Annotated in this window: 22 protein-coding genes and 1 tRNA gene; 8 read left to right on the top strand and 15 right to left on the bottom strand. The window is 65.7% G+C overall.

What is annotated here, in order from left to right; translation table 11 throughout:
- Positions 1 to 23: 23 nt before the first annotated feature.
- The 9 genes from rpmI to NP80_RS20095 form a co-directional block, all read right to left on the bottom strand.
- Positions 24 to 221, bottom strand: coding sequence for a 50S ribosomal protein L35 (rpmI, locus tag NP80_RS20135; protein WP_004191477.1), 198 nt, complete (start codon positions 219 to 221; stop codon positions 24 to 26).
- A gap of 188 nt (positions 222 to 409) precedes the next feature.
- Positions 410 to 934: a translation initiation factor IF-3 gene (gene infC, locus NP80_RS20130; RefSeq protein WP_080512257.1), complete on the bottom strand. Its 525-nt coding sequence runs from the start codon at positions 932 to 934 to the stop codon at positions 410 to 412.
- 49 nt (positions 935 to 983) lie between these two features.
- On the bottom strand, positions 984 to 2,891 hold the full coding sequence (gene thrS / locus NP80_RS20125; RefSeq protein ID WP_006404963.1) for a threonine--tRNA ligase: 1,908 nt from the start codon (positions 2,889 to 2,891) through the stop codon (positions 984 to 986).
- Positions 2,892 to 3,162: 271 nt separating this feature from the next.
- Positions 3,163 to 3,239, bottom strand: a tRNA-Val gene (locus tag NP80_RS20120).
- 174 nt (positions 3,240 to 3,413) lie between these two features.
- Positions 3,414 to 5,648, bottom strand: coding sequence for a RelA/SpoT family protein (locus NP80_RS20115; RefSeq protein ID WP_006402085.1), 2,235 nt, complete (start codon positions 5,646 to 5,648; stop codon positions 3,414 to 3,416).
- Positions 5,649 to 5,685: 37 nt separating this feature from the next.
- On the bottom strand, positions 5,686 to 6,039 hold the full coding sequence (locus NP80_RS20110) for a RidA family protein (protein WP_012467599.1): 354 nt from the start codon (positions 6,037 to 6,039) through the stop codon (positions 5,686 to 5,688).
- An 81-nt stretch (positions 6,040 to 6,120) separates the two neighbouring features.
- A complete protein-coding gene (locus NP80_RS20105) occupies positions 6,121 to 7,017 on the bottom strand; it encodes an alpha/beta fold hydrolase (protein WP_045594116.1) in 897 nt (298 codons plus the stop codon).
- A gap of 195 nt (positions 7,018 to 7,212) precedes the next feature.
- Positions 7,213 to 7,854 (bottom strand): CoA transferase subunit B, encoded by a 642-nt coding sequence (locus NP80_RS20100; RefSeq protein ID WP_006402088.1) that lies wholly within the window; start codon positions 7,852 to 7,854, stop codon positions 7,213 to 7,215.
- Between the two features lies 1 nt (position 7,855).
- Complete coding sequence (locus NP80_RS20095; RefSeq protein ID WP_006402089.1) at positions 7,856 to 8,560, bottom strand: CoA transferase subunit A; 705 nt, start codon at positions 8,558 to 8,560, stop codon at positions 7,856 to 7,858.
- 224 nt (positions 8,561 to 8,784) lie between these two features.
- On the opposite strand from NP80_RS20095, the gene NP80_RS20090 reads away from it, so the two are divergent.
- Entirely contained in the window at positions 8,785 to 9,330 is a 546-nt protein-coding gene (locus tag NP80_RS20090) for a PAS and helix-turn-helix domain-containing protein (RefSeq protein ID WP_006413753.1), read from the top strand.
- 114 nt (positions 9,331 to 9,444) lie between these two features.
- Here NP80_RS20090 and NP80_RS20085 read toward each other — a convergent pair whose 3' ends face one another.
- Together NP80_RS20085 and NP80_RS20080 are read right to left on the bottom strand one after the other, a co-directional pair.
- Entirely contained in the window at positions 9,445 to 9,876 is a 432-nt protein-coding gene (locus NP80_RS20085; RefSeq protein ID WP_006402091.1) for an acyl-CoA thioesterase, read from the bottom strand.
- Between the two features lie 29 nt (positions 9,877 to 9,905).
- A complete protein-coding gene (locus NP80_RS20080) occupies positions 9,906 to 10,682 on the bottom strand; it encodes an SDR family oxidoreductase (RefSeq protein WP_006404965.1) in 777 nt (258 codons plus the stop codon).
- A gap of 178 nt (positions 10,683 to 10,860) precedes the next feature.
- Here NP80_RS20080 and NP80_RS20075 point away from each other — a divergent pair, with 178 nt between their 5' ends.
- The gene (locus tag NP80_RS20075; RefSeq protein WP_006409262.1) at positions 10,861 to 12,534 is read left to right on the top strand and encodes an electron transfer flavoprotein-ubiquinone oxidoreductase; all 1,674 of its coding nucleotides are present in this window, start codon (positions 10,861 to 10,863) and stop codon (positions 12,532 to 12,534) included.
- A gap of 116 nt (positions 12,535 to 12,650) precedes the next feature.
- Here NP80_RS20075 and aroC read toward each other — a convergent pair whose 3' ends face one another.
- The 3 genes from aroC to NP80_RS20060 form a co-directional block, all read right to left on the bottom strand.
- Positions 12,651 to 13,751, bottom strand: coding sequence for a chorismate synthase (gene aroC, locus NP80_RS20070; protein WP_006404967.1), 1,101 nt, complete (start codon positions 13,749 to 13,751; stop codon positions 12,651 to 12,653).
- A gap of 168 nt (positions 13,752 to 13,919) precedes the next feature.
- Positions 13,920 to 15,854, bottom strand: a complete 1,935-nt coding sequence (locus NP80_RS20065; RefSeq protein WP_006404968.1) for an MFS transporter — start codon at positions 15,852 to 15,854, stop codon at positions 13,920 to 13,922.
- 148 nt (positions 15,855 to 16,002) lie between these two features.
- Positions 16,003 to 16,458, bottom strand: a complete 456-nt coding sequence (locus NP80_RS20060) for a CBS domain-containing protein (RefSeq protein WP_006402096.1) — start codon at positions 16,456 to 16,458, stop codon at positions 16,003 to 16,005.
- A gap of 160 nt (positions 16,459 to 16,618) precedes the next feature.
- Here NP80_RS20060 and NP80_RS20055 point away from each other — a divergent pair, with 160 nt between their 5' ends.
- The 4 genes from NP80_RS20055 to NP80_RS20040 all read left to right on the top strand — a co-directional run bounded on the left by NP80_RS20055 (position 16,619) and on the right by NP80_RS20040 (position 18,015).
- Positions 16,619 to 16,936: an Mpo1-like protein gene (locus NP80_RS20055; protein ID WP_006402097.1), complete on the top strand. Its 318-nt coding sequence runs from the start codon at positions 16,619 to 16,621 to the stop codon at positions 16,934 to 16,936.
- Between the two features lie 225 nt (positions 16,937 to 17,161).
- Complete coding sequence (locus NP80_RS20050) at positions 17,162 to 17,455, top strand: type II toxin-antitoxin system RelE/ParE family toxin (protein ID WP_035946056.1); 294 nt, start codon at positions 17,162 to 17,164, stop codon at positions 17,453 to 17,455.
- Between the two features lie 3 nt (positions 17,456 to 17,458).
- The gene (locus tag NP80_RS20045; protein ID WP_006409266.1) at positions 17,459 to 17,743 is read left to right on the top strand and encodes an addiction module antidote protein; all 285 of its coding nucleotides are present in this window, start codon (positions 17,459 to 17,461) and stop codon (positions 17,741 to 17,743) included.
- Positions 17,744 to 17,754: 11 nt separating this feature from the next.
- Entirely contained in the window at positions 17,755 to 18,015 is a 261-nt protein-coding gene (locus NP80_RS20040) for a hypothetical protein (RefSeq protein WP_226823124.1), read from the top strand.
- Positions 18,016 to 18,178: 163 nt separating this feature from the next.
- Here the strand turns inward: NP80_RS20040 and NP80_RS20035 are convergent, their stop codons facing one another.
- A complete protein-coding gene (locus tag NP80_RS20035) occupies positions 18,179 to 19,507 on the bottom strand; it encodes a YihY family inner membrane protein (protein ID WP_045594112.1) in 1,329 nt (442 codons plus the stop codon).
- A 144-nt stretch (positions 19,508 to 19,651) separates the two neighbouring features.
- Here NP80_RS20035 and wrbA point away from each other — a divergent pair, with 144 nt between their 5' ends.
- Positions 19,652 to 20,263 (top strand): NAD(P)H:quinone oxidoreductase, encoded by a 612-nt coding sequence (gene wrbA / locus NP80_RS20030; RefSeq protein WP_006402099.1) that lies wholly within the window; start codon positions 19,652 to 19,654, stop codon positions 20,261 to 20,263.
- Positions 20,260 to 20,655, top strand: a complete 396-nt coding sequence (locus tag NP80_RS20025; protein ID WP_006404970.1) for a DUF2069 domain-containing protein — start codon at positions 20,260 to 20,262, stop codon at positions 20,653 to 20,655. The genes wrbA and NP80_RS20025 overlap by 4 nt, the downstream gene beginning before the upstream one ends.
- Positions 20,656 to 20,670 lie beyond the last annotated feature (15 nt).

Here is a 20,670-nt window from a genome sequence, read left to right as displayed (position 1 = left end):
TCCTTAGAGTATCGGTTGAGGGGTTACGCGAACGGGAGCATCGCGCGGACGGAGTTCAGATCGGAATCATGAACTGCCGTGGCGCCGCGCAGGTGACGCTTGTTCTTCGTGGTTTTCTTGGTGAGGATGTGGCGCTTGAAGGCTTGACCGCGCTTGACGGTACCGCCCGGACGCACCACGAAGCGCTTTGCGGCGCTCTTCTTGGTCTTCATCTTAGGCATGACGAACAACTCCAGTTTATTAGATGGCGATGGGTGTGCGGTTGGCTTGCGCCCCTGACCCGCCCTTCGAAACCCAGTCCACTTGTGTACGGCGCGCTGCATGCAGCCGCCGTCGTTTCTGGCGCGCCACCCGACAGGGCGACGCGCCGAACCACTGCGAAACCCGCGCGCCACTGCGCGCCGGCCCGTTACTTCTTCTTTTTCGGCGAGAGCACCATGATCATCTGGCGCCCTTCCATCTTCGGCATCTGCTCGACCTGGCCGACTTCCTCGAGATCGGTGCGCAGACGCTCGAGCATCCGCATGCCGATTTCCTGGTGAGCCATTTCGCGGCCGCGGAAACGCAACGTGATCTTCGTCTTGTCGCCTTCCTCAAGGAAGCGCACGAGATTGCGAAGCTTGACGTTGTAATCCCCGTCATCGGTACCCGGCCGGAACTTGACTTCCTTGACCTGGATGACCTTCTGCTTCAGCTTCGCTTCATGCTGCTTCTTGGCTTCCTGGTACTTGAACTTGCCGTAATCCATCAGACGGCAAACCGGCGGCGACGCCTGCGGCGCGATTTCCACCAGGTCAACATCCAGTTCTTCCGATTTACGGAAAGCATCAGCGAGCTTTACGATACCGAGCGGTTCGTTCTCGATTCCGACCAGACGCACTTCCGGCGCAGTGATTTCACCGTTGATGCGATGCGACGACTTATCAGTAGCGATGTTACGTTTCCTCTAAAAATTAAAAAAACGAGCCGCGCTGCCAGGGTGGTTACTTGAACGAACGCAGGTCTTCCTGCAGACGCTCAACGAAGGCTTCGATCGGCATAACGCCAAGATCGACGCCGCCACGGGCACGCACGGCTACCGTTTGTGCATCACGCTCCTTGTCGCCCACGACGAGCAGATAAGGCACCTTTTCCAGCGTGTGCTCGCGTATTTTATAGCTAATCTTCTCGTTGCGCAAATCGGCCGTCACTCTAACCCCTTGTTTTTGCAACGTTTGGGCCAGAGACTGCGCATATTCGACCTGACTTTCGGCGATATTGAGCACAACCGCCTGCACCGGCGCGAGCCAGACCGGCATCGCGCCCGCATGGTGCTCGATCAGAATGCCGAGGAATCGCTCCATCGAGCCGACGATCGCACGGTGCAGCATCACGGGCCGGCGACGGCTGTTGTCTTCCGCGACGTACTCGGCGCCAAGGCGCTCCGGCAGCACCATGTCGAGCTGCAGCGTGCCGCACTGCCACGAACGGCCGAGCGCATCCTTGATGTGGTACTCGATCTTCGGGCCGTAGAACGCGCCCTCGCCCGGCAGTTCCTCCCACGACAGGCCGCACGCCGTCAGCGCGTCGCGCAGGCCCTGCTCCGCGCGGTCCCAGGTCTCGTCCGTGCCGGCGCGCTGTTCGGGGCGCAGCGACAGCTTGATGTCGATATGCTCGAACCCGAAATCCTTGTACACGCTCATCGCCAGCGTGTTGAACGCGATCGACTCGGCGATGAACTGCTCTTCCGTACAGAAGATGTGCGCATCGTCCTGCACGAAGCCGCGCACGCGCATCAGGCCGTGCAGCGCGCCCGACGCCTCGTTGCGGTGGCACGAGCCGAATTCCGCGTAGCGCAGCGGCAGGTCGCGATACGAGCGCAGGCCGTGCTTGAAGACCTGCACGTGACCGGGACAGTTCATCGGCTTGATCGCGTAGTCGCGCTTCTCCGACTCGGTCGTGAACATGTTCTCGCGATAGTTCTGCCAGTGACCGGACGCTTCCCACAGCGAGCGGTCCATGATCATCGGCGTCTTGATCTCGAGATAGCCGGCCTCGTTCACGCGGCGGCGCATGTACTGCTCGACCTGCTGCCACAGCGCCCAGCCCTTCGGGTGCCAGAACACCATGCCCGGCGACTCTTCCTGCATGTGGAACAGGTCGAGCTGCTTGCCGAGCTTGCGGTGATCGCGCTTCTCGGCTTCCTCGAGCATGTGCAGGTACTGGTCCTGATCTTCCTTCTTGGTCCAGGCGGTGCCGTAAATGCGCTGCAGCTGCTCGTTCTTCGAGTCGCCGCGCCAGTACGCGCCGGCCACCTTCATCAGCTTGAAGACCTTCAGCTTGCCCGTCGACGGCACGTGCGGGCCGCGGCACAGGTCGGTAAAGCCGCCGTGCGAGTACAGCTTGATTTCATCGCTCTCCGGAATCGACTCGATGATCTCGGCCTTGTACTTTTCGCCGATGCTGCGGAAGTAGCCGGCCGCCTCGTCGCGCGACACGACACGGCGCGTGACGGGCTCGTCCTTCTTCGCGAGCTCCTGCATCCGCTTCTCGATCTTTTCCAGATCTTCCGGCGTGAACGGGCGGTGGTACGCGAAATCGTAGTAGAAGCCGTTGTCGATGACCGGGCCGATCGTGACCTGCGCGTCCGGATAGAGCTCCTTCACCGCATAGGCCAGCAAGTGCGCGGTCGAGTGACGGATGATGTCGAGACCGTCCGGATCCTTGTCGGTGACGATCGCGAGCGATGCGTCGTGATCGATGACGGCGGACGTATCCACGAGTTCGCCGTCCAGCTTGCCGCCGAGCGCAGCCTTCGCAAGGCCGGGACCGATCGATGCCGCCACTTCGGCGACCGTCACCGGATGCTCGTATTGTCGAACTGACCCGTCAGGCAAGCGTATCGAAACCATAGCACTCTCCGTGATGCCGACCGTGGGCGGCAGACCAAAGGCGCACGACGCACGTCGCACGCGAAAATTTCGCGACAAAAAAAATGCGGCCCCGCTTTCGAGGGGCCGCATTCGATACTTCACTCAAACCGCAAGGGCGAAAACGTTCCTCGACTAGCGTCGCTCCGAAAAGGTTTCGGTCAACGTTCGCGGTGTCATAACCGTATTCGCCTTGTATGCGTTGAGTTATTTACTGCAGCGAACACCCGGAAACCGGGCGCTCTCAATTCGTTGGTAGGCTCGATTGGACTCGAACCAACGACCCCCACCATGTCAAGGTGGTGCTCTAACCAGCTGAGCTACGAGCCTAAAGAAGCTGAGATTATAGAGAGCCGCTATCGGTTTGGCAAGCGTTTTATGCAACCGCAGGAAAACCGCGGCGGCAAGCCGAAACGGCAGAGCGCAGCGGCGAACCGTAGCGGCAAGCCATAGCGGTAAACCGAAACAGCAAGCGATCGCGCCCCGTTTCCCGACACCGCTGCCTTACGCCTTGCGCCCCGCCCGCACGACGCCCTGCACTTCGCCGAGCAGCGTGCAGGCGCGCTGCACCTGCGCCGAATTCGACACCTCGACCGTGAACTGCATGAAGGCCGTATTGCGGCGGCTCTGCGTCTTCACGCCGACCACGTTCATCTTCTCGCGCGCGAAAACTTCGGAAATGTCGCGCAGCAAGCCCTGCCGATCGGTCGCCTCGATCATCAGGTCGACCGGATAGACGGAAGCGCCGCGGCCGCCCAGCACGTCGGCTGACCAGGTGGTGTGCAGCACGCGTTCCGGCGCGCGCTCGGCCATCCGGCGGAACGTCGCGCAGTCGCTGCGGTGAATCGACATGCCCTTGCCGCGCGTGACGAAACCGCTGATCGGATCCGGCGGCGCCGGCCGGCAACAGCGCGCGAGCTGCGTGAGCAGCGCGTCGACGCCGACCACCAGCACGCCCGTCGAGGCACCGTGCGCGACGCTCGCGCCGCTGCTGCGCTTCTCGAAATCGGCGGGCGCCTCGGGCGCCGGCTCGGCGGGCGGCGCGTCGGACAGCGCCTGCTCGATGTTGCGCAGGCTGAACTCTTCCTTGCCGACGACCGAAAACAGCTCTTCGGGCGACTTGAAGCCGAGCTTCGCGGCGAGGCTGTCGAGACTCACCGACGTCTTGCCTTCGCGCTGCAACGTCTTTTCGACGAGCGCACGGCCGTGCGCGATGTTCTCTTCCTGCTCGATCGCGTTGAACCACGCGCGCACCTTCTGGCGTGCACGCGGGCTCTTCAGATAGCCGAGCTGCAGGTTCAGCCAGTCGCGCGACGGACCGCCCTCCTTCACCGCGACGATCTCGACCGTCTGACCGTTCGCGAGCGGCGTGTTCAGCGGCACCATCGCGCCGTCGACGCGCGCGCCGCGGCAGCGATGCCCGAGTTCGCTGTGCAGGTGATACGCGAAGTCGACCGGCGTCGCGCCCTGCGGCAGCGCGATCACGCGCGCCTGCGGCGTCAGCACGTAGATGTGGTCGTCGTCGAGCGAGGTCTCGCGCAGTTGCGCCCACGCCTTGTCGCCCGACTGTTCGGCGCCGTCCTCGACGTCGTCCTTCCACGCGAGCAGCTGACGCAGCCACGCGATCTTCTCGTCGTACTTGTCGCTCGCCGAGAACTGGCCGCCGTAGCCGCGCGTGCCTGCCTCCTTGTAGCGCCAGTGCGCGGCCACGCCGTATTCGGCGAAGCGATGCATTTCCTGCGTGCGGATCTGCACCTCGAAGGCGCGGCCGTCGTCGCCGATCACGACCGTATGCAGCGACTTGTAGCCGTTCGGCTTGGGCCGCGAGATGTAGTCGTCGAATTCCTTCGGCACCGGCTGCCACAGGTGGTGCACGATGCCGAGCACCGCGTAGCAATCCTTGATGTCCGGCACGATCACGCGGAACGCGCGCACGTCGTACAGCTCGGAAAAATCGAGCTCCTTGCCGCGCATCTTGCGCCAGATGCTGTAGATGTGCTTCGGCCGGCCGCTGACGTCGGCCTGCACGTTCGCGGCGGCCAGCTCCTGCTGCAGCCGCTCGATCGCCTGCGCGACATAGGCCTCGCGCTCCGCGCGCTTCTCGTCGAGCAGCTTGGCGATGCGCTTGTAGGTGATCGGATCCTCGAAGCGGAACGCGAGATCCTCGAGCTCCCACTTCAGTTGCCAGATGCCGAGGCGGTTCGCGAGCGGCGCATAGATCTCGAGCGTCTCGCGCGCGACCTCCGGCGGCGGCTCGAGCTTCGCCGCCGCGTAGTAGCGCAGCGACTGCAGCCGCGACGCGAGCCGGATCAGCACGACGCGGATGTCCTGCGCGAACGCGAGCAGCATCTTGCGCAGCGCCTCGATCTGCGCGCGCCGCTGCTGGGCCGCATCGCGGCCCGCCTCGGGCGCGGCGTGCTGCGCCGCGCGCAAGCTGACCGTGCCGAGCCGCAACAGCTTGCGCACGTCGGCCACGAGCCGCGCGACTTCGTCGCCGAAGCGCTCCGTCAGTTCGCGTTCGGGGTCGCTCAGATGCGGCGTCAGCGCGAACAGCGCGGCCGCCTGCATCGCAGGCGGGTCCACGTTCAGCGTGCGCATGATCGCCGCGGTGCCGGCCGCGTGATCGGCGAGCCGCTCGCCCGACGCGAGACACGCGTCGCCGGCCCGCTCGCGCACGAACGCGAGCACGTCGTCGAACGACGGCGCCGCGACGGAGGAAGCGGATACGGACTCGGTCATCGCACGGCCTGACGGAATACGGTCATCTCGACGCGGATCAGCTCCGCTGCGCGGCGACGACGACGATCTCGACGAGCAGCGCCGGATCGGCAAGCTTCGCCTCGACCGTTGCGCGCGGCGGCGTGTTGCCCGGCGCGACCCATGCGTCCCACTCGGCGTTCATGCCCTCGAAGTTCGCGAGATCGGACAGGTAGATCTGCACGGACAGCAGATGAGCCTTGTCGCTGTTCGCTTCGGCGAGCAGGCGATCGATATGGCCGAGCACTTCGCGCGTCTGGCCGCGGATGTCCTGCGTGGTGTCTTCGGCGATCTGGCCGGACAGGTACACGGTACCGTTGTGGATCGCGGTTTCGGACAGGCGCGGCCCGACGTGGTGACGAATGACTGCCATGAAATGTTCCGGTCGTAAATGATGGGTGAAGGTTGTCGCGGCCACGCTGCGCGTGCCGCCGAACCGCATATTATGACGCGTTTATGTGCCCGTTTCGACGAAAAACCGCCGCGCAAGCGCGATCTGCTCGGCGTCGACGAACGCGGGCGCATGCCCGACGCCGGGGATTTCCGCGTGCGTCACATGCCGGCCGCGCCGCACCATGTCGGCGACGGTCTCGCGCGACAGCAGGTCCGATTCGGCGCCGCGCACGACGAGCAGCGTCGCGTCGGTCGTCTCGATCGCACGCCACAACGCGGCTTCGCCGAGCGCGGCCAGCTCGGGCGTCGTCGCCTTGAACGGCTCGGCGATGCGCGGATCGTAGCGGATCGTCCAGCCGCCTTCGGGCAGCTCGCGCAGCAGCGGCGCGTTCAGCGCGCGCCATTCGTCGTCGCTCAGCGCGCCGAACGGCAGCGACAGCGACGTCAGGTAGTCGATTCCTTCCTGCTCGGTCGCAAAGCGCGGCTGCACGCCGAGGTATTCGCCGATGCGCGTCAGCGATTCCGGCTCGATGTGCGGACCGACGTCGTTGACGATCATCCGGCGGATCGGCGAGCCGGGCAGCCCGGCCAGCGCAATGCCGATCAGTCCGCCCATCGACGTGCCGAACCAGTCGACCGTTTCGACGTCGGCGCGCGCGATCAGCGTCACCATGTCGGCCACGTATTGCGGAATCGCATAGTGCCGCGGATCGGCGAGCCAGTCGGAACGCCCGCGTCCGACGACGTCGGGACAGACGACGCGATACACGTCGGACAGCGCCGCCGCGAGCCGGTCGAAATCGCGCCCCGATCGCGTGAGCCCGTGCACGCACACGAGCACGCGCGGGTTCGCGGGATCGCCCCACTCGGTATACGCGACGTGATGAAGGCCGGCGGCGCTCGCGCACTGCACGCGTCGCTGGCGGGGAACCGGAGGATTCGCTGAAGTCGTGGGCATCGTGGGCATCCTGTGGAACGGGAGCGGCGCAGCGGGCCGCGCAGGCGCCGGGTCCGATGCGATCGATTGTAAACCGCTTCCGTTGCGCAGGTCGGCTCGCGCGGCGCGCGGGCCCATCATGACGAACGCCCCGCATGCCGGCGACGGCATGCGGGGCGTCGGGAACACGGCGCGCCGAGCGGACGCGCGTCGGCCTCAGGCGACCGCGCTCACGTCGAGCGGTGCGCCCGTCTTCGCCTGGATTTCGTCGACGCTCACGCCGTCCGCGAGTTCGAGGACCTTCAGGCCGTTCGGCGTGACTTCGATCACGCCGAGATCGGTGATGATCAGATCGACCACGCCTACGCCCGTCAGCGGCAACGTGCATTCGTCGAGAATCTTGTGCTGGTCGCCCTTCGCGACATGCTCCATCAGCACGACGACACGCTTCACGCCGGCGACGAGATCCATCGCGCCGCCCATCCCCTTGATCATCTTGCCGGGGATCATCCAGTTCGCGAGGTCGCCGTTCTTGCTGACCTGCATCGCGCCGAGGATCGCGAGATTGATGTGGCCGCCGCGGATCATCGCGAACGAATCGGCCGACGAGAAGATCGACGAGCCCGGCAGCGTCGTGACGGTCTGCTTGCCGGCGTTGATCAGGTCCGCGTCGACTTCCTCTTCGGTGGGCGACGGGCCGATGCCGAGCAACCCGTTCTCCGACTGCAGCCACACTTCGACGCCTTCCGGCACGTGATTCGCGACGAGCGTCGGCAGGCCGATGCCGAGATTCACGTAGAAGCCGTCCTGCAGTTCCTTCGCCGCGCGCGCGGCCATCTGGTCACGATTCCAGGCCATGTCAGTCTCCTTTCGCGCGCACGACGCGTTGTTCGATACGTTTTTCCGGCGTCGCGTTCAGCACGAGGCGCTGCACGAAAATACCCGGCGTGTGGATGTGGTCGGGATCCAGTTCGCCGTTCTCGACGATCTCCTCGACCTCGGCGACCGTGATCTTGCCGGCCATCGCGCACATCGGGTTGAAGTTGCGCGCCGTGCGGCGATAGATCAGGTTGCCCGATTTGTCGGCCTTCCAGGCCTTCACGAGCGCGACGTCGGCCGTCAGCGACGGTTCGAGCACGTAATGGCGATCGCCGAACTGGCGCGTTTCCTTGCCTTCGGCGATCACGGTGCCGTAGCCGGTGTTCGTGAAGAATGCGGGGATGCCCGCGCCGCCGGCGCGCAGCTTCTCGGCCAGCGTGCCCTGCGGCGTGAATTCGAGCTCGAGTTCGCCGGCGAGGTACTGGCGCTCGAACTCCTTGTTCTCACCGACGTACGACGAGATCATCTTCTTGATCTGGCGCGTTTCCAGCAGCAGACCGAGGCCGAAACCGTCGACGCCCGCGTTGTTGCTGATGCAGGTGATGCCCTTGACGCCCGAATCGCGCAACGCGGCGATCAGCGCTTCCGGAATCCCGCATAGGCCGAAGCCGCCGACCGCGAAGGTCTGTCCGTCGCGGACGATCCCTTCCAGCGCCGCAGCCGCGCTTGGATAGACTTTGTTCATCTGTATGTCCCTTCCTCTATGGAAACCAGCGAAACCGGTTTACGCGCCGACGTGGCCCGCAAGCCCGCCGCATCATTCTATGCATGCTCGACGCGGTATGCGTCGAAGCGCGCCGTTTTTATACCGCGGCATGCGCCGCGAGATGCCCGAAAGGGTACGATGCGCCGCGGATACGGCACAATACGCAAAAATACATAAGCGTTTGCCACCGGCTGCCCGCGTCCATGCCCGCTCTCGATTACCAGACCGCCTTCCATCTCGCGCCGCTCGGCCTCGTCATGTCGCGCGACCGCGTGATCGAGGACTGCAACGATGCGGTCGCCGCGATCTTCCGCTGCACGCGCGCCGACCTGCTCGGCCAATCGTACGAAGTGCTGTACCCGTCGCCGGACGAATTCCAGCGGATCGGCGAGCGCATCTCGCGCGTGATGGCCGCGAACGGCATTTACGCGGACGACCGGATCATGAAACGGGCGGACGGTGAACTGTTCTGGTGCCACGTCACGGGCCGCGCGCTCGATCGCACCGCGCCGCTCGCGGCCGGCGTGTGGACGTTCGAGGATTTGAGTGCGACGCGCCGCGTCGCGGTCGAACTGACGCCGCGCGAGCGCGAGATCGCCGCGCAGCTCGCGACCGGCAAGACCAGCAAGCAGATCGGACGCGTGCTCGACATCAGCTCGCGCACGGTCGACATCTATCGCGCGCGGCTGATGCGCAAATACGGCACGAGCAATACGGCGGAGCTGCTGCAGCGCCTGCTCGGGCAGTGACGGGCCGGCATCGCGGCGGGCACGCCCGACGCCGTCGATGCGCGCAAGACCGGGAACGGAAAAGCAAAGGCGCCGGCGGCGCGCAGCGGCGGCGGCCAGCCGGCGTGCCGGCGCTCAGTCGACCTTCGCGCCGAGCGCGGATTCGATCGCGTCGCGCAGCACCTGCGGCAGCGGCACCGATTTGCCGAGCGCATAATCGACCCATACGCAGCGCGCGTTGCCGCGCGCATAGACGTGATGCGGATCGTCGGCGCGCGTCAGTTCGAAGCCGGTGTCGAAGCTGCTGCGACCCGGCCGCGCGGCCGTCATCTTCGCAATCACGTCGCCCGGATAGTGCAGCTGCTTCAGGAATTCCATCGACGCGGTGACGATCACGGGCCCGTGCCCTTCGCCATTGCCACCCGCGATGCCGAGCTGCTCGAACCACGAGATCCGCGCCTGCTCCATGTAACGGAAATAGACCGTGTTGTTCACATGGCCGAATGCGTCCATGTCGCCCCAGCGGATCGGCATCGACATTTCAAATACGGGAAAGTAATCGCTCATTGCAGTCTTCTTCGTTGCGGAGGCTCCGCTCAGGCGACGCCGAAGCCGTCGTCCGCGGAGATGATCGAGCCGTTGATGAACTGCGACTCGTCGGCCGCGAGCAGCAACAACAGCCCGTCGAGATCCTGAGGCTTGCCGACGCGCCGGCGCGGCAGCATCGACTGCAGCTTCTGGCCCTGCTCGGTTTCCCACAGGTAATGGTTGATTTCGGTATCGATATAGCCCGGGCAGATCGCGTTCACGTTGATCCCGTGACGGCCCCATTCGAGCGCCATCGCGCGCGTCATCTGCACGACCGCGGCCTTGCTCATCGCATACAGACCGATCTGCGGAAACGCGCGCAGCCCGGCCACCGACGCGATGTTGATGATCCGGTACGGCGGCTTGCCGTTGCCGTTCGCGCGCATGATCATCCGCTTCGCGACTTCCTGCGCGACGAAAAACGCGCCGCGCGTGTTCGTGTCGAACACGAACTCGAAATCGGCGGGCGTCACGTCGACGAGCTTCTGCATCGTCGACACGCCCGAGTTGTTCACGAGGATGTCGATCGTACCGGCTTCGGTTTCCGCGTGCGCGACGGCCGCCTTGATGCTCTGCACGTCGGTGACGTCGAGCGACACGACGTGCGCGGCGCCGCCCTCCGCTTCGATTTCCGCGCGCAGCTCCTTCAGGCGCTCGACGCGCCGGCTCGCCAGGACGACCTTCGCGCCGGCCTGCGACAGCACTTGCGCGAAGCGTTGCCCGAGGCCGCTCGACGCGCCCGTGACCAGCGCAACCTTGCCTTCCAGATTGATCGATCGACCCATTGCCCACCCCTTTCGATGTCTCGTTTCGCCGCCTCGAACGGCGCGGCACGGACGGCATAACGCTAGCACATAAATAGAACGGTCGTGCTAATCTAGCCGGATGCTGTTGCGGCAAGCGTTTTGTTTCGCAGACAATACGCTCCCGAATAAAAGCATTCTAACGGTTAGAGGAACGCCAATGACCCCCGCAAGCCTCATCGAGCAATACGGCCCGCGCGAATCGATGGAATACGACGTCGTGATCGTCGGCGGCGGCCCGGCCGGGCTGTCGGCCGCGATCCGGCTCAAGCAGCTGGCTGCCGAGAAAGGCACCGAGATCGGCGTGTGCGTGCTCGAGAAGGGTTCCGAGATCGGCGCGCACATCCTGTCGGGCGCGGTGATGGACCCGCGCGCGCTCACCGAGCTGTTCCCGGACTGGAAGGAACGCGGCGCGCCCTTGAACGTCGAGGTGACGGAAGACCGCTTCCTGTTCCTGTCCGAGAAGAGCGCGGTGCAAACGCCGAACTGGGCGCTGCCCGACAACTTCAAGAATCACGGCAACTACGTGATTTCGCTCGGCAACGTCACGCGCTGGCTCGGCCAGCAGGCCGAGGCGCTCGGCGTCGAAATTTTTCCCGGCTTTCCGGCCGCGGAGATTCTCTACAACGACGACGGCTCGGTGAAGGGCGTCGCGACCGGCAACATGGGCGTGGGCAAGGACGGCGAGCCGACCGAGAACTTCCAGCTCGGCATGGAACTGCACGCGAAGTACACGCTGTTCGCCGAAGGCTGCCGCGGCCATCTCGGCCGCCAGCTGATCGCGAAGTTCAAGCTCGACGCGAACGCCGATCCGCAGGCGTACGGCATCGGCATCAAGGAGCTGTGGGAAATCGATCCGGCCAAACACAAGCCGGGCCTCGTGATCCACACGGCCGGCTGGCCGCTGAAGCCGGACACCTACGGCGGCTCGTTCCTGTATCACATGGACAACAACCAGGTCGTGGTCGGCTTCGTGGTCGGTCTCGGCTATACGAACCCGTATCTGTCGCCGTTCGAGGAGTTCCAGCGCTACAAGACGCATCCGTCGATCCGCGCGTTCCTTGAAGGCGGCAAGCGCGTGTCGTACGGTGCGCGCGCGATTACTGCCGGCGGGCTGATGTCGCTGCCGAAGACGGTGTTTCCGGGCGGAGCGCTGATCGGCGACGATGCGGGCTTCCTCAACGCGTCGCGGATCAAGGGCAGCCATGCGGCGATCAAGACCGGCATGCTCGCGGCCGATGCGGCGTTCGACGCCGTGCAGGCGGGCCGTCAGAGCGACGAGCTCAATGCGTATCCCGATGCGTTCCGCCAGTCGTGGCTGTACACGGAGCTGTACCGCGCGCGCAACTTCAAGCAGTGGATGGCCAAGGGGTTGTATCTCGGCACGCTGATGGTCGGCATCGAGCAGAAGCTGATGGGCGGCAACGTGCCGTGGACGCTGCACCACAAGCATGCGGATCACGAGATGCTGAAGCCGGCGTCGCAGTGCGAGTCGATCGTCTATCCGAAGCCGGACGGCAAGCTGACGTTCGACCGCCTCTCGTCGGTGTTCATCTCGAACACGAACCACGAAGAGAACCAGCCGGCGCATCTGACGCTGAAGGATCCGAGCGTACCGGTGAACGTGAACCTGCGCACGTATGCGGGCCCGGAGGGCCGCTTCTGCCCGGCGGCCGTGTACGAGTTCGTGAAGAACGACGACGGCAGCGATCGTCTGGTGATCAACGCGCAGAACTGCGTGCACTGCAAGACCTGCGACATCAAGGACCCGACGCAGAACATCGTGTGGGTCACGCCCGAAGGCGGCGGCGGGCCGAATTATCCGAACATGTGACGCATCACCAACGCCGCGCGACGCGGCGTTTTTTTTTGTGCAAAAAGAAACGGGGCGCGGCTCATCGCCGTGCCCCGTTTTGCGTCGATGCGCTCAGCGACGACGCGTGGGCCGCATCACGTCGCGCGGCCGGCGATCTTCGGCGTCTGCGTCTCGACGTCGCCGCACTGCGCGCGGTGGCGCAGCGCATGGTCGATCAGCACCAGCGCGAGCATCGATTCGGCGATCGGCGTCGCACGGATGCCGACGCACGGATCGTGGCGGCCGAACGTTTCGACCGTCGCCGGCTGTCCGTCCTTCGTGATCGAGCGGCGCGGCGTACGGATGCTCGACGTCGGCTTGATCGCGATCGACACCGTGATGTCCTGCCCCGTCGAAATCCCGCCAAGCACACCGCCCGCGTGATTGCCGACGAAACCGGCCGGCGTCAGCTCGTCGCCGTGCACCGAACCGCGCTGCGCGACGCTGTCGAAGCCCGCGCCGATCTCGACGCCCTTCACCGCGTTGATGCTCATCATCGCCTTCGCGATGTCGGCGTCGAGCCGGTCGAACACCGGCTCGCCCCACCCGACCGGCACGCCGGACGCGACGACGTCGATGCGCGCACCGATCGAATCGCCGTCCTTGCGCAGCGCATCCATGTACGCCTCGAGTTCCGGGACGATCGCCGCATTCGGCGCGAAGAACGGATTCTCGCGCACGTGCGACCAGTCGACGAACGGCACGTCGATCTCGCCCAGCGCGCTCATGTAGCCGCGCACCTCGACGCCGAAGCGCTCGCGCAGCCACTTTTTCGCGACCGCGCCCGCGCCGACGATCGGCGCGGTCAGGCGCGCGGACGAGCGGCCGCCGCCGCGATAGTCGCGCACGCCGTATTTCTGCCAGTACGTGTAGTCCGCATGGCCGGGCCGGAACGTCTCGACGATGTTGCCGTAGTCCTTGCTGCGCTGGTCGGTGTTGCGGATCAGCAGCGCGATCGGCGTGCCGGTCGTCACGCCTTCGAACACGCCGGACAGGATCTCGACCTCGTCGGCCTCCTGCCGCTGCGTGACGTGCCGCGACGTGCCCGGCTTGCGACGGTCGAGCTCGGCCTGGATGTCCGCCTCGGTGAGCGCCATGCCCGGCGGGCAGCCGTCGATCACGCAGCCGATCGCGGGGCCGTGCGACTCGCCGAAGGTCGTGACAGTGAAAAGCGTGCCGAGGGTATTGCCGGACATGGTGGAACCGCCCAAAGAAAATGCGCAAACCCGAACGCGGCCTGTCGTCCAACAGGCACGCCGCCGGTTCGCCGATCGAAAAATAGGTAAACCGACATTATGCCAGCCGTGCCGGCCGTCCGGGCCGCGCGATGCGATCGTGCGCCGGCGCGCAGCGCCGACGCACCGTTATTTGCGCGCGCCGCGCAGTTCGGCCACGGCGGCCTGCAGCGCGGCCGGCGTCGCGAGCGCCGCCGGCATCGGCTCGCCGACCGCCAGGGTCAGCCGGCTCATCACGCCGCGCTTCACGGGCCGCGGCAGCCGTGCATCCGTATGCCGCGAGAACACGCTGCCCCACAGCCCGCGCAGCGCCATCGGCACGACCGGCACCGGCACGCGCGTCAGAATCTCGGTAATGCCGTGGTGGAACGTGTTGATGTCGCCCGTCTTGGTCAGCTTGCCTTCGGGGAAGATGCAGACGATCTCGCCGTCCTTCAGCGCGGCCTCGCATGCGTCGTACGCGCGCGCGAGCATGCCGGGATCCTCGTGGCGCGGCGCAATCGGGATCGCCTTCGCATGGCGGAACACCCAGCTCGCGAAACGCGTCTTGAAGATCCGGTGATCCATCACGAAGCGGATCGGCCGCGGGCTCGCGGCGGCCAGCACCAGCGCGTCCACATAGCTCACGTGATTGCAGACGAGCACGGCCGCGCCGTCTTCCGGAATCCGCTCCGCATGCACGATCCGGATCCGGTAGAACGTATGCACGAGCACCCACGCGACGAAGCGCAGCAGGAACTCCGGCACCAGCAGATAGATATACGCGGCCACCGCGACGTTCAGCAGCGCGGTCACGAGAAACAGCCCCGGAATGTCGACGCCGGCCTTCGTCAGCGCCATCGCCATCACGGCCGACACGATCATGAAGAACGCGTTGAGGATGTTGTTCGCGGCGATGATGCGCGCGCGGTGCGTCGGCGCGCTGCGGCTCTGGATCAGCGCATACAGCGGCACGCTGTAGAAGCCGCCGAACATCGCGAGCAGGAACAGGTCGGCGAGAATGCGCCAGTGGCGCAGGCCGGCCAGGAATTCGCCGACCGACAGCAGGTGCGCGGGCGCCGGCAGCGCATGGCTCGCGAAATACAGATCGATCGCGAACACGCTGATGCCGATCGAGCCGAGCGGCACGAGGCCGATCTCGACGCGCCGCTGCGACAGCCGCTCGCACAGCAGCGAGCCGAGCCCGATGCCGACCGAGAACGTCGCGAGCAGTACCGTGACGACGTCAGGGCTCGCGGACAGCACGTCCTTCGCGAAATTGAAGAACGACGTGAGGAAGGTCGCGCCGACGAACCAGAGCCACGAGATGCCGAGCAGGCTCAGGAACACCGTGCGGTTTTGCCGCGCGAGCGCGAGATTGCGCCACGTTTCGCTGATCGGATTCCAGTTGATCACGAGATCGGGCTGCGGCGCGGGCGTCGGCGGCACGCGATGCGCCGCGAGCCGCCCGGCAAGCGCGATCGCGACGACGCTGACTGCGAGCACGCGCTCGCCGCTGCCTTCGATGCCGGCCGCGGCGCCGCCGACGATCGTCCCGATCAGGATCGCGATGAAGGTGCCCATCTCGACGAGCCCGTTGCCGCCGACGAGCTCGTGCTCGCCGAGATGCTGCGGCAGGTACGAATACTTGACGGGGCCGAACAGCGTCGAGTGCATCCCCATCATGAACGTGCACAGATACAGCAGTGCCGCGCTGTGCGTGACGAAGCCGGCCGCGCCGATCAGCATCAGCACGATCTCGAACGTCTTCACGAAGCGCGTGAGCGTCGCCTTGTCGTATTTGTCGGCGATCTGGCCGGACGTGGCCGAGAACAGCACGAACGGCAGGATGAAGATCGCGGAAATCAGGAATGCGGCGGTTTTCGCGTCGACGCCGGAGAACCGCGCGGTGTGATAGGTGACGAGCGACGTGAAACCGATCTTGAAAACGTTGTCGTTCAGCGCGCCGAGGAATTGGGTCGTGAAGAACGGCGCGAAACGGCGTTCGCGCAACAGGTCGAACTGAGACGCATGGGCGCGCCGCTCGCTGCGCCGCCCCGACGAAACATGCGATTGATCGCTCATTCGGAATACGCGCGCGTCGTCTCGGCGAAGCTGCGCGGGCCTTGTCGTGTGGTTGTCGAAAAAGCGGCGGCGCAGGCGCTGCCTGTGCCGCCGCATGCGGGCCGGCTGCGCCCGCACGTCGTCATCGCGACGGCGGGCTGCCTTCGGTTCAGGGCTTGTGCGCTTCGGCTTCCGGTTCCGGCCAGTCGCGGATGTAGGCCTTCAGCATGCGGTTCTCGAAGCTCTGCGCCTCGACGACCGTCTTCGCGACGTCGTAGAACGAAATCACGCCCATCAGCACCTTCTTGTCGAGCACCGGCATATAGCGCGCATGGCGCTCTAGCATCATCCGGCGCACTTCGTTGACGTCGGTTTCCGGCGTGCACGTGAGCGGCTCGTCCATCACCTTGCGGACCTGCACGTCGCCGATCGCACCGCCGTTCTCGCGCAGCCGCAGAATGATTTCGCGGAACGTCAGAATCCCGACGAGATCGCCGTACTCCATCACGACGAGCGAACCGATATCGTGTTCGGCCATCGTGTCGACCGCTTCGCGCAGCGGCTTATCGGGCGTCACCGTAAACAGCGTGTTGCCCTTCACTTTCAGAATATCGCTGACGCGCATCGTAGTCCCCTCATGCTTGAATGCAAAACCGTTTTCGATCCTATCGGAAAGCCTGTCAAAAGGAAAGCGCGCGGCCCCGCCGGGCGCGCCGCCGCCCGCTTGCGGAGGTTCGCCGGCCGCCGCACAATGTCCGGGTGGACGGCGGCCCGAGGAGACGGCCATGGCGCATACCCATACGGAGCAATTCGCCAGCTTCGCTGATTTCTATCCGTACTATCTGAACGAACACCAGAACCGCACGTCGCGGCGGCTGCATTTCATCGGCTCGCTCGGCGTGATCGGCTGCGTCGCGATGGCGATCGCGACCGGCGACTGGGCGTGGCTGCCGGCCGCCGTCGTCTGCGGCTACGGATTCGCGTGGGTCGGCCATTTCTTCTTCGAAAAGAACCGCCCCGCGACGTTCCGCCACCCGGTCTACAGCCTGATGGGCGACTGGGTGATGTTCAGGGACATCTGTACCGGAAAGATCCCGCTCTAGTCCGTCTGACAAAGGTTTCCGGCGGTCTTCGCCCCCGCAAAAAAAGGGGCGAAAACCGACCTTCGGACACACGAAGAATCAAGGACTCAGGCGTGGTTTTGAGTAGCCAGGAAACACTCGGCCTGACCTTCGGTGACTCGGCCTGATCTTCGGTGCTCGGCGCCTCCGTCAAAAGACCTTATGTTTCACCTTGCTGAAATGTACCCAATTGGGTACAGTTCTGGCATGGTTACTTTGCTGCGATCCACGGAGTTCAACGATTGGCTTGCCAACCTGCGCGATCAGCGCGGCAAGGCCCGAATCGCAGCCCGCCTGATCAGCGCGCAACTCGGCAACTTCGGCGAGTACCGTGTGCTCGACGAAGGGGTCTGCGAACTGAAGATCGATTTCGGTCCGGGCTACCGCGTGTATTACGTTCGACGCGGCGAAGTGGTCTACCTCCTTCTGTGCGGCGGCGACAAGTCAACGCAACGGAAGGACATCAAGCCCGTGCAGATGGCGCGCGAACTGAAGGAGTAACCGATGACCAACTACACCGAGTTCGATGCGGCCGATTACCTCGACAACGATGAGGCGGTCGCGGAATTCCTCGCCGTCGCGGCAGAGGACCCGAATCCTGACGTGTTCCTCGCGGCCGTCGCTGCGGTCGCGCGGGCGCGCGGTATGACGAAAGTTGCGGCAGCCGCCGGCGTCGGACGCGTCGCGCTTCACAAGGCACTGACGCCCGGCGCGCACCCGCGCTACGAAACCGTGCAGAAAATCATCCGGTCGCTCGGCCTGCGCATGAGCTTCACGGTCGCGCACTAACTGCGGTAGAAATGATGCGCTCTAATGAAGCCGTCCCGTGGGACGAAGTACAGCGGTTGTCGTGGCACGTGCACGAGATCGCTGTGGAACACGAGCGCCTCGTCCGCGCCGATCCGGTGCGCGATGCTGCGATCAAATCCGGCTACAACATGTGCGATGCCTCGTGCTTCGCGATGCTCGGTCGCAAGATCGACCTACTCAACATGAACGCCGACGCTCCACTCGTTGCGCAAATTATCGAACCGACGCACCGGCGAGCACGCACGGCGTAACGTCCGTCACGCACCGTCATCGGTGCGAGCAGACAACCGCGGCCGGTTCACCGCCCGCATCTCGAACAGTTCGAGCGCTGCTGCCCGAGAATCCCGAAAAAAGCCCCGATACCTGTCACCGCGAGCGGCGGCAGATCGGGGAGCAGCGCCAGCGGCACCGCGCTCACGCGGTGCGCGGCGGATGCGCGTGCGGCTCCGGCGCGTCGTCGGGCGCCGGCTCGGACGCCGCGGCCGGCTGCGCGCCGGACAGCCGGTGCGGGGCGATCAGCGACGCGAGCGTCACGTCGAAGCGCTCGCTCGACAGCACCGCGAGCAAGGCCCCGCCGTCGATATGGCTGCGCCGCCGCTGTAGCTGATACGTGAGTTCCGCGCAGTCGATCACGAGCACGTCGAACAGTTGCGCGAGCGTCAGGCGCTCGGGATTCGCAAGCAGGATGTAGCGCGGCGAGTCCTCGCCGCCTTCGAGGCGCGCGACCCATTCCCGTTCTTCGAGCAAAGTCAGAAGCCGCTGCGCCGTCTGCATGTCGCAGCGCAGCATCGTCGCAAGCCGGATCGCGCTGCGGCCCGGCTTGCCGGCCGCTCGTGCTTCGGCGAGCCGCGCGAGCAGTTCGAGCGCGTCGAGCAGGTCGCTGCCCGGATAGTCGACGCGGTGGAACTGGCCGATCCGGATCGCCGGCAGTGCGGACGTGACCATCGCGCCAAGCAGCGCGATGAACCAGCTCAGATACATCCAAAGCAGGAACACGGGCAGCGCGGCGAACGCGCCGTAGACGGCCGTGTACGTCGGAATGCGCCGCACGTAGTAGCCGAAGCCGCGCTTTGCCAGCTCGAATGCGACGGCCGCGAACAACCCGCCGATCACCGCGTCGCGCCACGCGACCGTGCAGTTCGGCAGATAGACGTACAGCAGCGTGAACGCGAGCACCGTGAGCGGCAGCGACGCAAGCGTGAGCAGCCATTCGACGATCGACGTCGACGGCGCCGCACCCGTAAACGCGAGCGACTGCGTAAACAAGTACGACGACAGCGACAGACTCACGCCGAACAGCAGCGGCCCGAGCGTGATCAGCGCCCAGTACGCGAGCACGCGCTGCGCGAACGGGCGCGGCTTGCGCACGCGCCAGATCAGGTTGAAGGCGGACTCGATCGTCATCATCGTCATCACCGAGGTGACGACGAGCACGATCAGGCCGGCCGTCGTCAGTCCCTTCGCCTTCGCCGCGAACTGGTTCAGATACTTGAAGATCTGGATGTTGAACTGCGCGGGCATCAGGTGATCGGCGAGGAAGCCCTGCAGCGAGATCTGGAACGACGCGAACATCGGAAACGCGGTGAACAGCGCGAACGCCACCGTCACGAGCGGCACGAGCGCCAGCATCGTCGTGAACGTGAGGCTGCCCGCCACCTGCGGGATGCGGTCTTCGGCGCTGCGCCGCGCGGCGAACTGCGCGAGACGCTTGATGGTGTCGAGATCGACGCTCAACTTCGGCAAACGGCTTCTCCTTGTCGATGCCGCGCGCCCGGCGGCGCGCCGCCGCCGCGCTGCGCGACGGCTTCAGCCCCTATAATAGCCGCTCGATCCAGCAGGGGCCGACTGCACCGGGCACGCGCGCGGCCGCGGGCGGCTCCGTCGTCCATGAAAGACATTCTCGTCCTCTACTACAGCCGCCACGGCGCGACGCGCGATCTCGCGCTCGCGATCGCCAACGGCATCGACAGCGTGCCGGGCATGCAGGCGCGCATCCGCACGGTGCCGCCCGTCTCGACGGTCTGCGAAGCCACCGCCCCCGACATTCCCGCCGACGGCCCGCCCTACGCCGAGCTGCGCGACCTCGAGGAATGCGCGGGTCTCGCGCTCGGCTCGCCGACGCGCTTCGGCAACATGGCCGCGCCGCTCAAGTATTTCCTCGACGGCACGACGCCGCAATGGCTGTCCGGCGCGCTGAGCGGCAAGCCCGCGAGCGTGTTCACGTCGACCGGCAGCCTGCATGGCGGCCAGGAGTCGACGCTGCTGTCGATGATGCTGCCGCTGCTCCATCACGGGATGATGATCGTCGGCATTCCGTACACCGAATCGGCGCTGACCACGACGCGCACCGGCGGCACGCCGTACGGCGCCTCGCATGTCGCGCAGCACGATCGCGCGGCGCCGGCCGGCCTCTCGGCCGACGAGAAGACGCTGGCCGCCGCGCTCGGCGTGCGGCTCGCGCGCGCCGCCGCCGCGCTGTGCGCGGCCGAGGCCGCATGAGCACGCGCCCCGCTCCCGCCGCCGTGGCTGCGCGGCCGCGTTACGCGCTGGCCGCGGCCGCGTGCCTCGTCGCGCTGATCGCGCTGTGCATCGCCTGGGAAGTGTGGCTCGCGCCGCTGCGCCCCGGCGGCTCCGCCCTGATGCTGAAGGCCGTGCCGCTCGCGCTCGCGCTGCCGGGCGTCTGGCGGCGTAACATCTATACGATGCAGTGGGCGAGCATGCTGGTTCTCGTCTATTTCGCCGAAGGCATCGTGCGCGGCATGTCCGATCGCGGGCTGTCCGCGACGCTCGGCTGGTGCGAGACCGCGCTCGCCCTCGGCTTCTTCGCGGCTGCACTCGCCTACGTCGCGCCGTTCAAACGCGCGGCGAAAAAGCAGCGCGCCGCGTCCTGACCCTTACGCGACAAG

The organism is Burkholderia multivorans ATCC BAA-247, from assembly GCF_000959525.1.
GTDB classification, from domain to species: Bacteria; Pseudomonadota; Gammaproteobacteria; order Burkholderiales; family Burkholderiaceae; genus Burkholderia; species Burkholderia multivorans.
This window is presented reverse-complemented; position numbering and strand designations above follow the sequence as displayed.

Coding starts and splice junctions, on each gene's coding strand:
- wrbA (WP_006402099.1), top strand. CDS start 19,652: ATGAAAGACATTCTCGTCCTCTACTACAGCCGCCACGGCGCGACGCGC.
- NP80_RS20040 (WP_226823124.1), top strand. CDS start 17,755: ATGATGCGCTCTAATGAAGCCGTCCCGTGGGACGAAGTACAGCGGTTG.
- NP80_RS20050 (WP_035946056.1), top strand. CDS start 17,162: ATGGTTACTTTGCTGCGATCCACGGAGTTCAACGATTGGCTTGCCAAC.
- NP80_RS20045 (WP_006409266.1), top strand. CDS start 17,459: ATGACCAACTACACCGAGTTCGATGCGGCCGATTACCTCGACAACGAT.
- thrS (WP_006404963.1), bottom strand. CDS start 2,891: ATGGTTTCGATACGCTTGCCTGACGGGTCAGTTCGACAATACGAGCAT.
- NP80_RS20065 (WP_006404968.1), bottom strand. CDS start 15,854: ATGAGCGATCAATCGCATGTTTCGTCGGGGCGGCGCAGCGAGCGGCGC.
- NP80_RS20115 (WP_006402085.1), bottom strand. CDS start 5,648: ATGACCGAGTCCGTATCCGCTTCCTCCGTCGCGGCGCCGTCGTTCGAC.
- NP80_RS20055 (WP_006402097.1), top strand. CDS start 16,619: ATGGCGCATACCCATACGGAGCAATTCGCCAGCTTCGCTGATTTCTAT.
- NP80_RS20025 (WP_006404970.1), top strand. CDS start 20,260: ATGAGCACGCGCCCCGCTCCCGCCGCCGTGGCTGCGCGGCCGCGTTAC.
- rpmI (WP_004191477.1), bottom strand. CDS start 221: ATGCCTAAGATGAAGACCAAGAAGAGCGCCGCAAAGCGCTTCGTGGTG.
- aroC (WP_006404967.1), bottom strand. CDS start 13,751: ATGTCCGGCAATACCCTCGGCACGCTTTTCACTGTCACGACCTTCGGC.
- NP80_RS20090 (WP_006413753.1), top strand. CDS start 8,785: ATGCCCGCTCTCGATTACCAGACCGCCTTCCATCTCGCGCCGCTCGGC.
- NP80_RS20085 (WP_006402091.1), bottom strand. CDS start 9,876: ATGAGCGATTACTTTCCCGTATTTGAAATGTCGATGCCGATCCGCTGG.
- NP80_RS20105 (WP_045594116.1), bottom strand. CDS start 7,017: ATGCCCACGACTTCAGCGAATCCTCCGGTTCCCCGCCAGCGACGCGTG.
- NP80_RS20075 (WP_006409262.1), top strand. CDS start 10,861: ATGACCCCCGCAAGCCTCATCGAGCAATACGGCCCGCGCGAATCGATG.
- NP80_RS20110 (WP_012467599.1), bottom strand. CDS start 6,039: ATGGCAGTCATTCGTCACCACGTCGGGCCGCGCCTGTCCGAAACCGCG.
- NP80_RS20080 (WP_006404965.1), bottom strand. CDS start 10,682: ATGGGTCGATCGATCAATCTGGAAGGCAAGGTTGCGCTGGTCACGGGC.
- NP80_RS20100 (WP_006402088.1), bottom strand. CDS start 7,854: ATGGCCTGGAATCGTGACCAGATGGCCGCGCGCGCGGCGAAGGAACTG.
- NP80_RS20095 (WP_006402089.1), bottom strand. CDS start 8,560: ATGAACAAAGTCTATCCAAGCGCGGCTGCGGCGCTGGAAGGGATCGTC.
- NP80_RS20060 (WP_006402096.1), bottom strand. CDS start 16,458: ATGCGCGTCAGCGATATTCTGAAAGTGAAGGGCAACACGCTGTTTACG.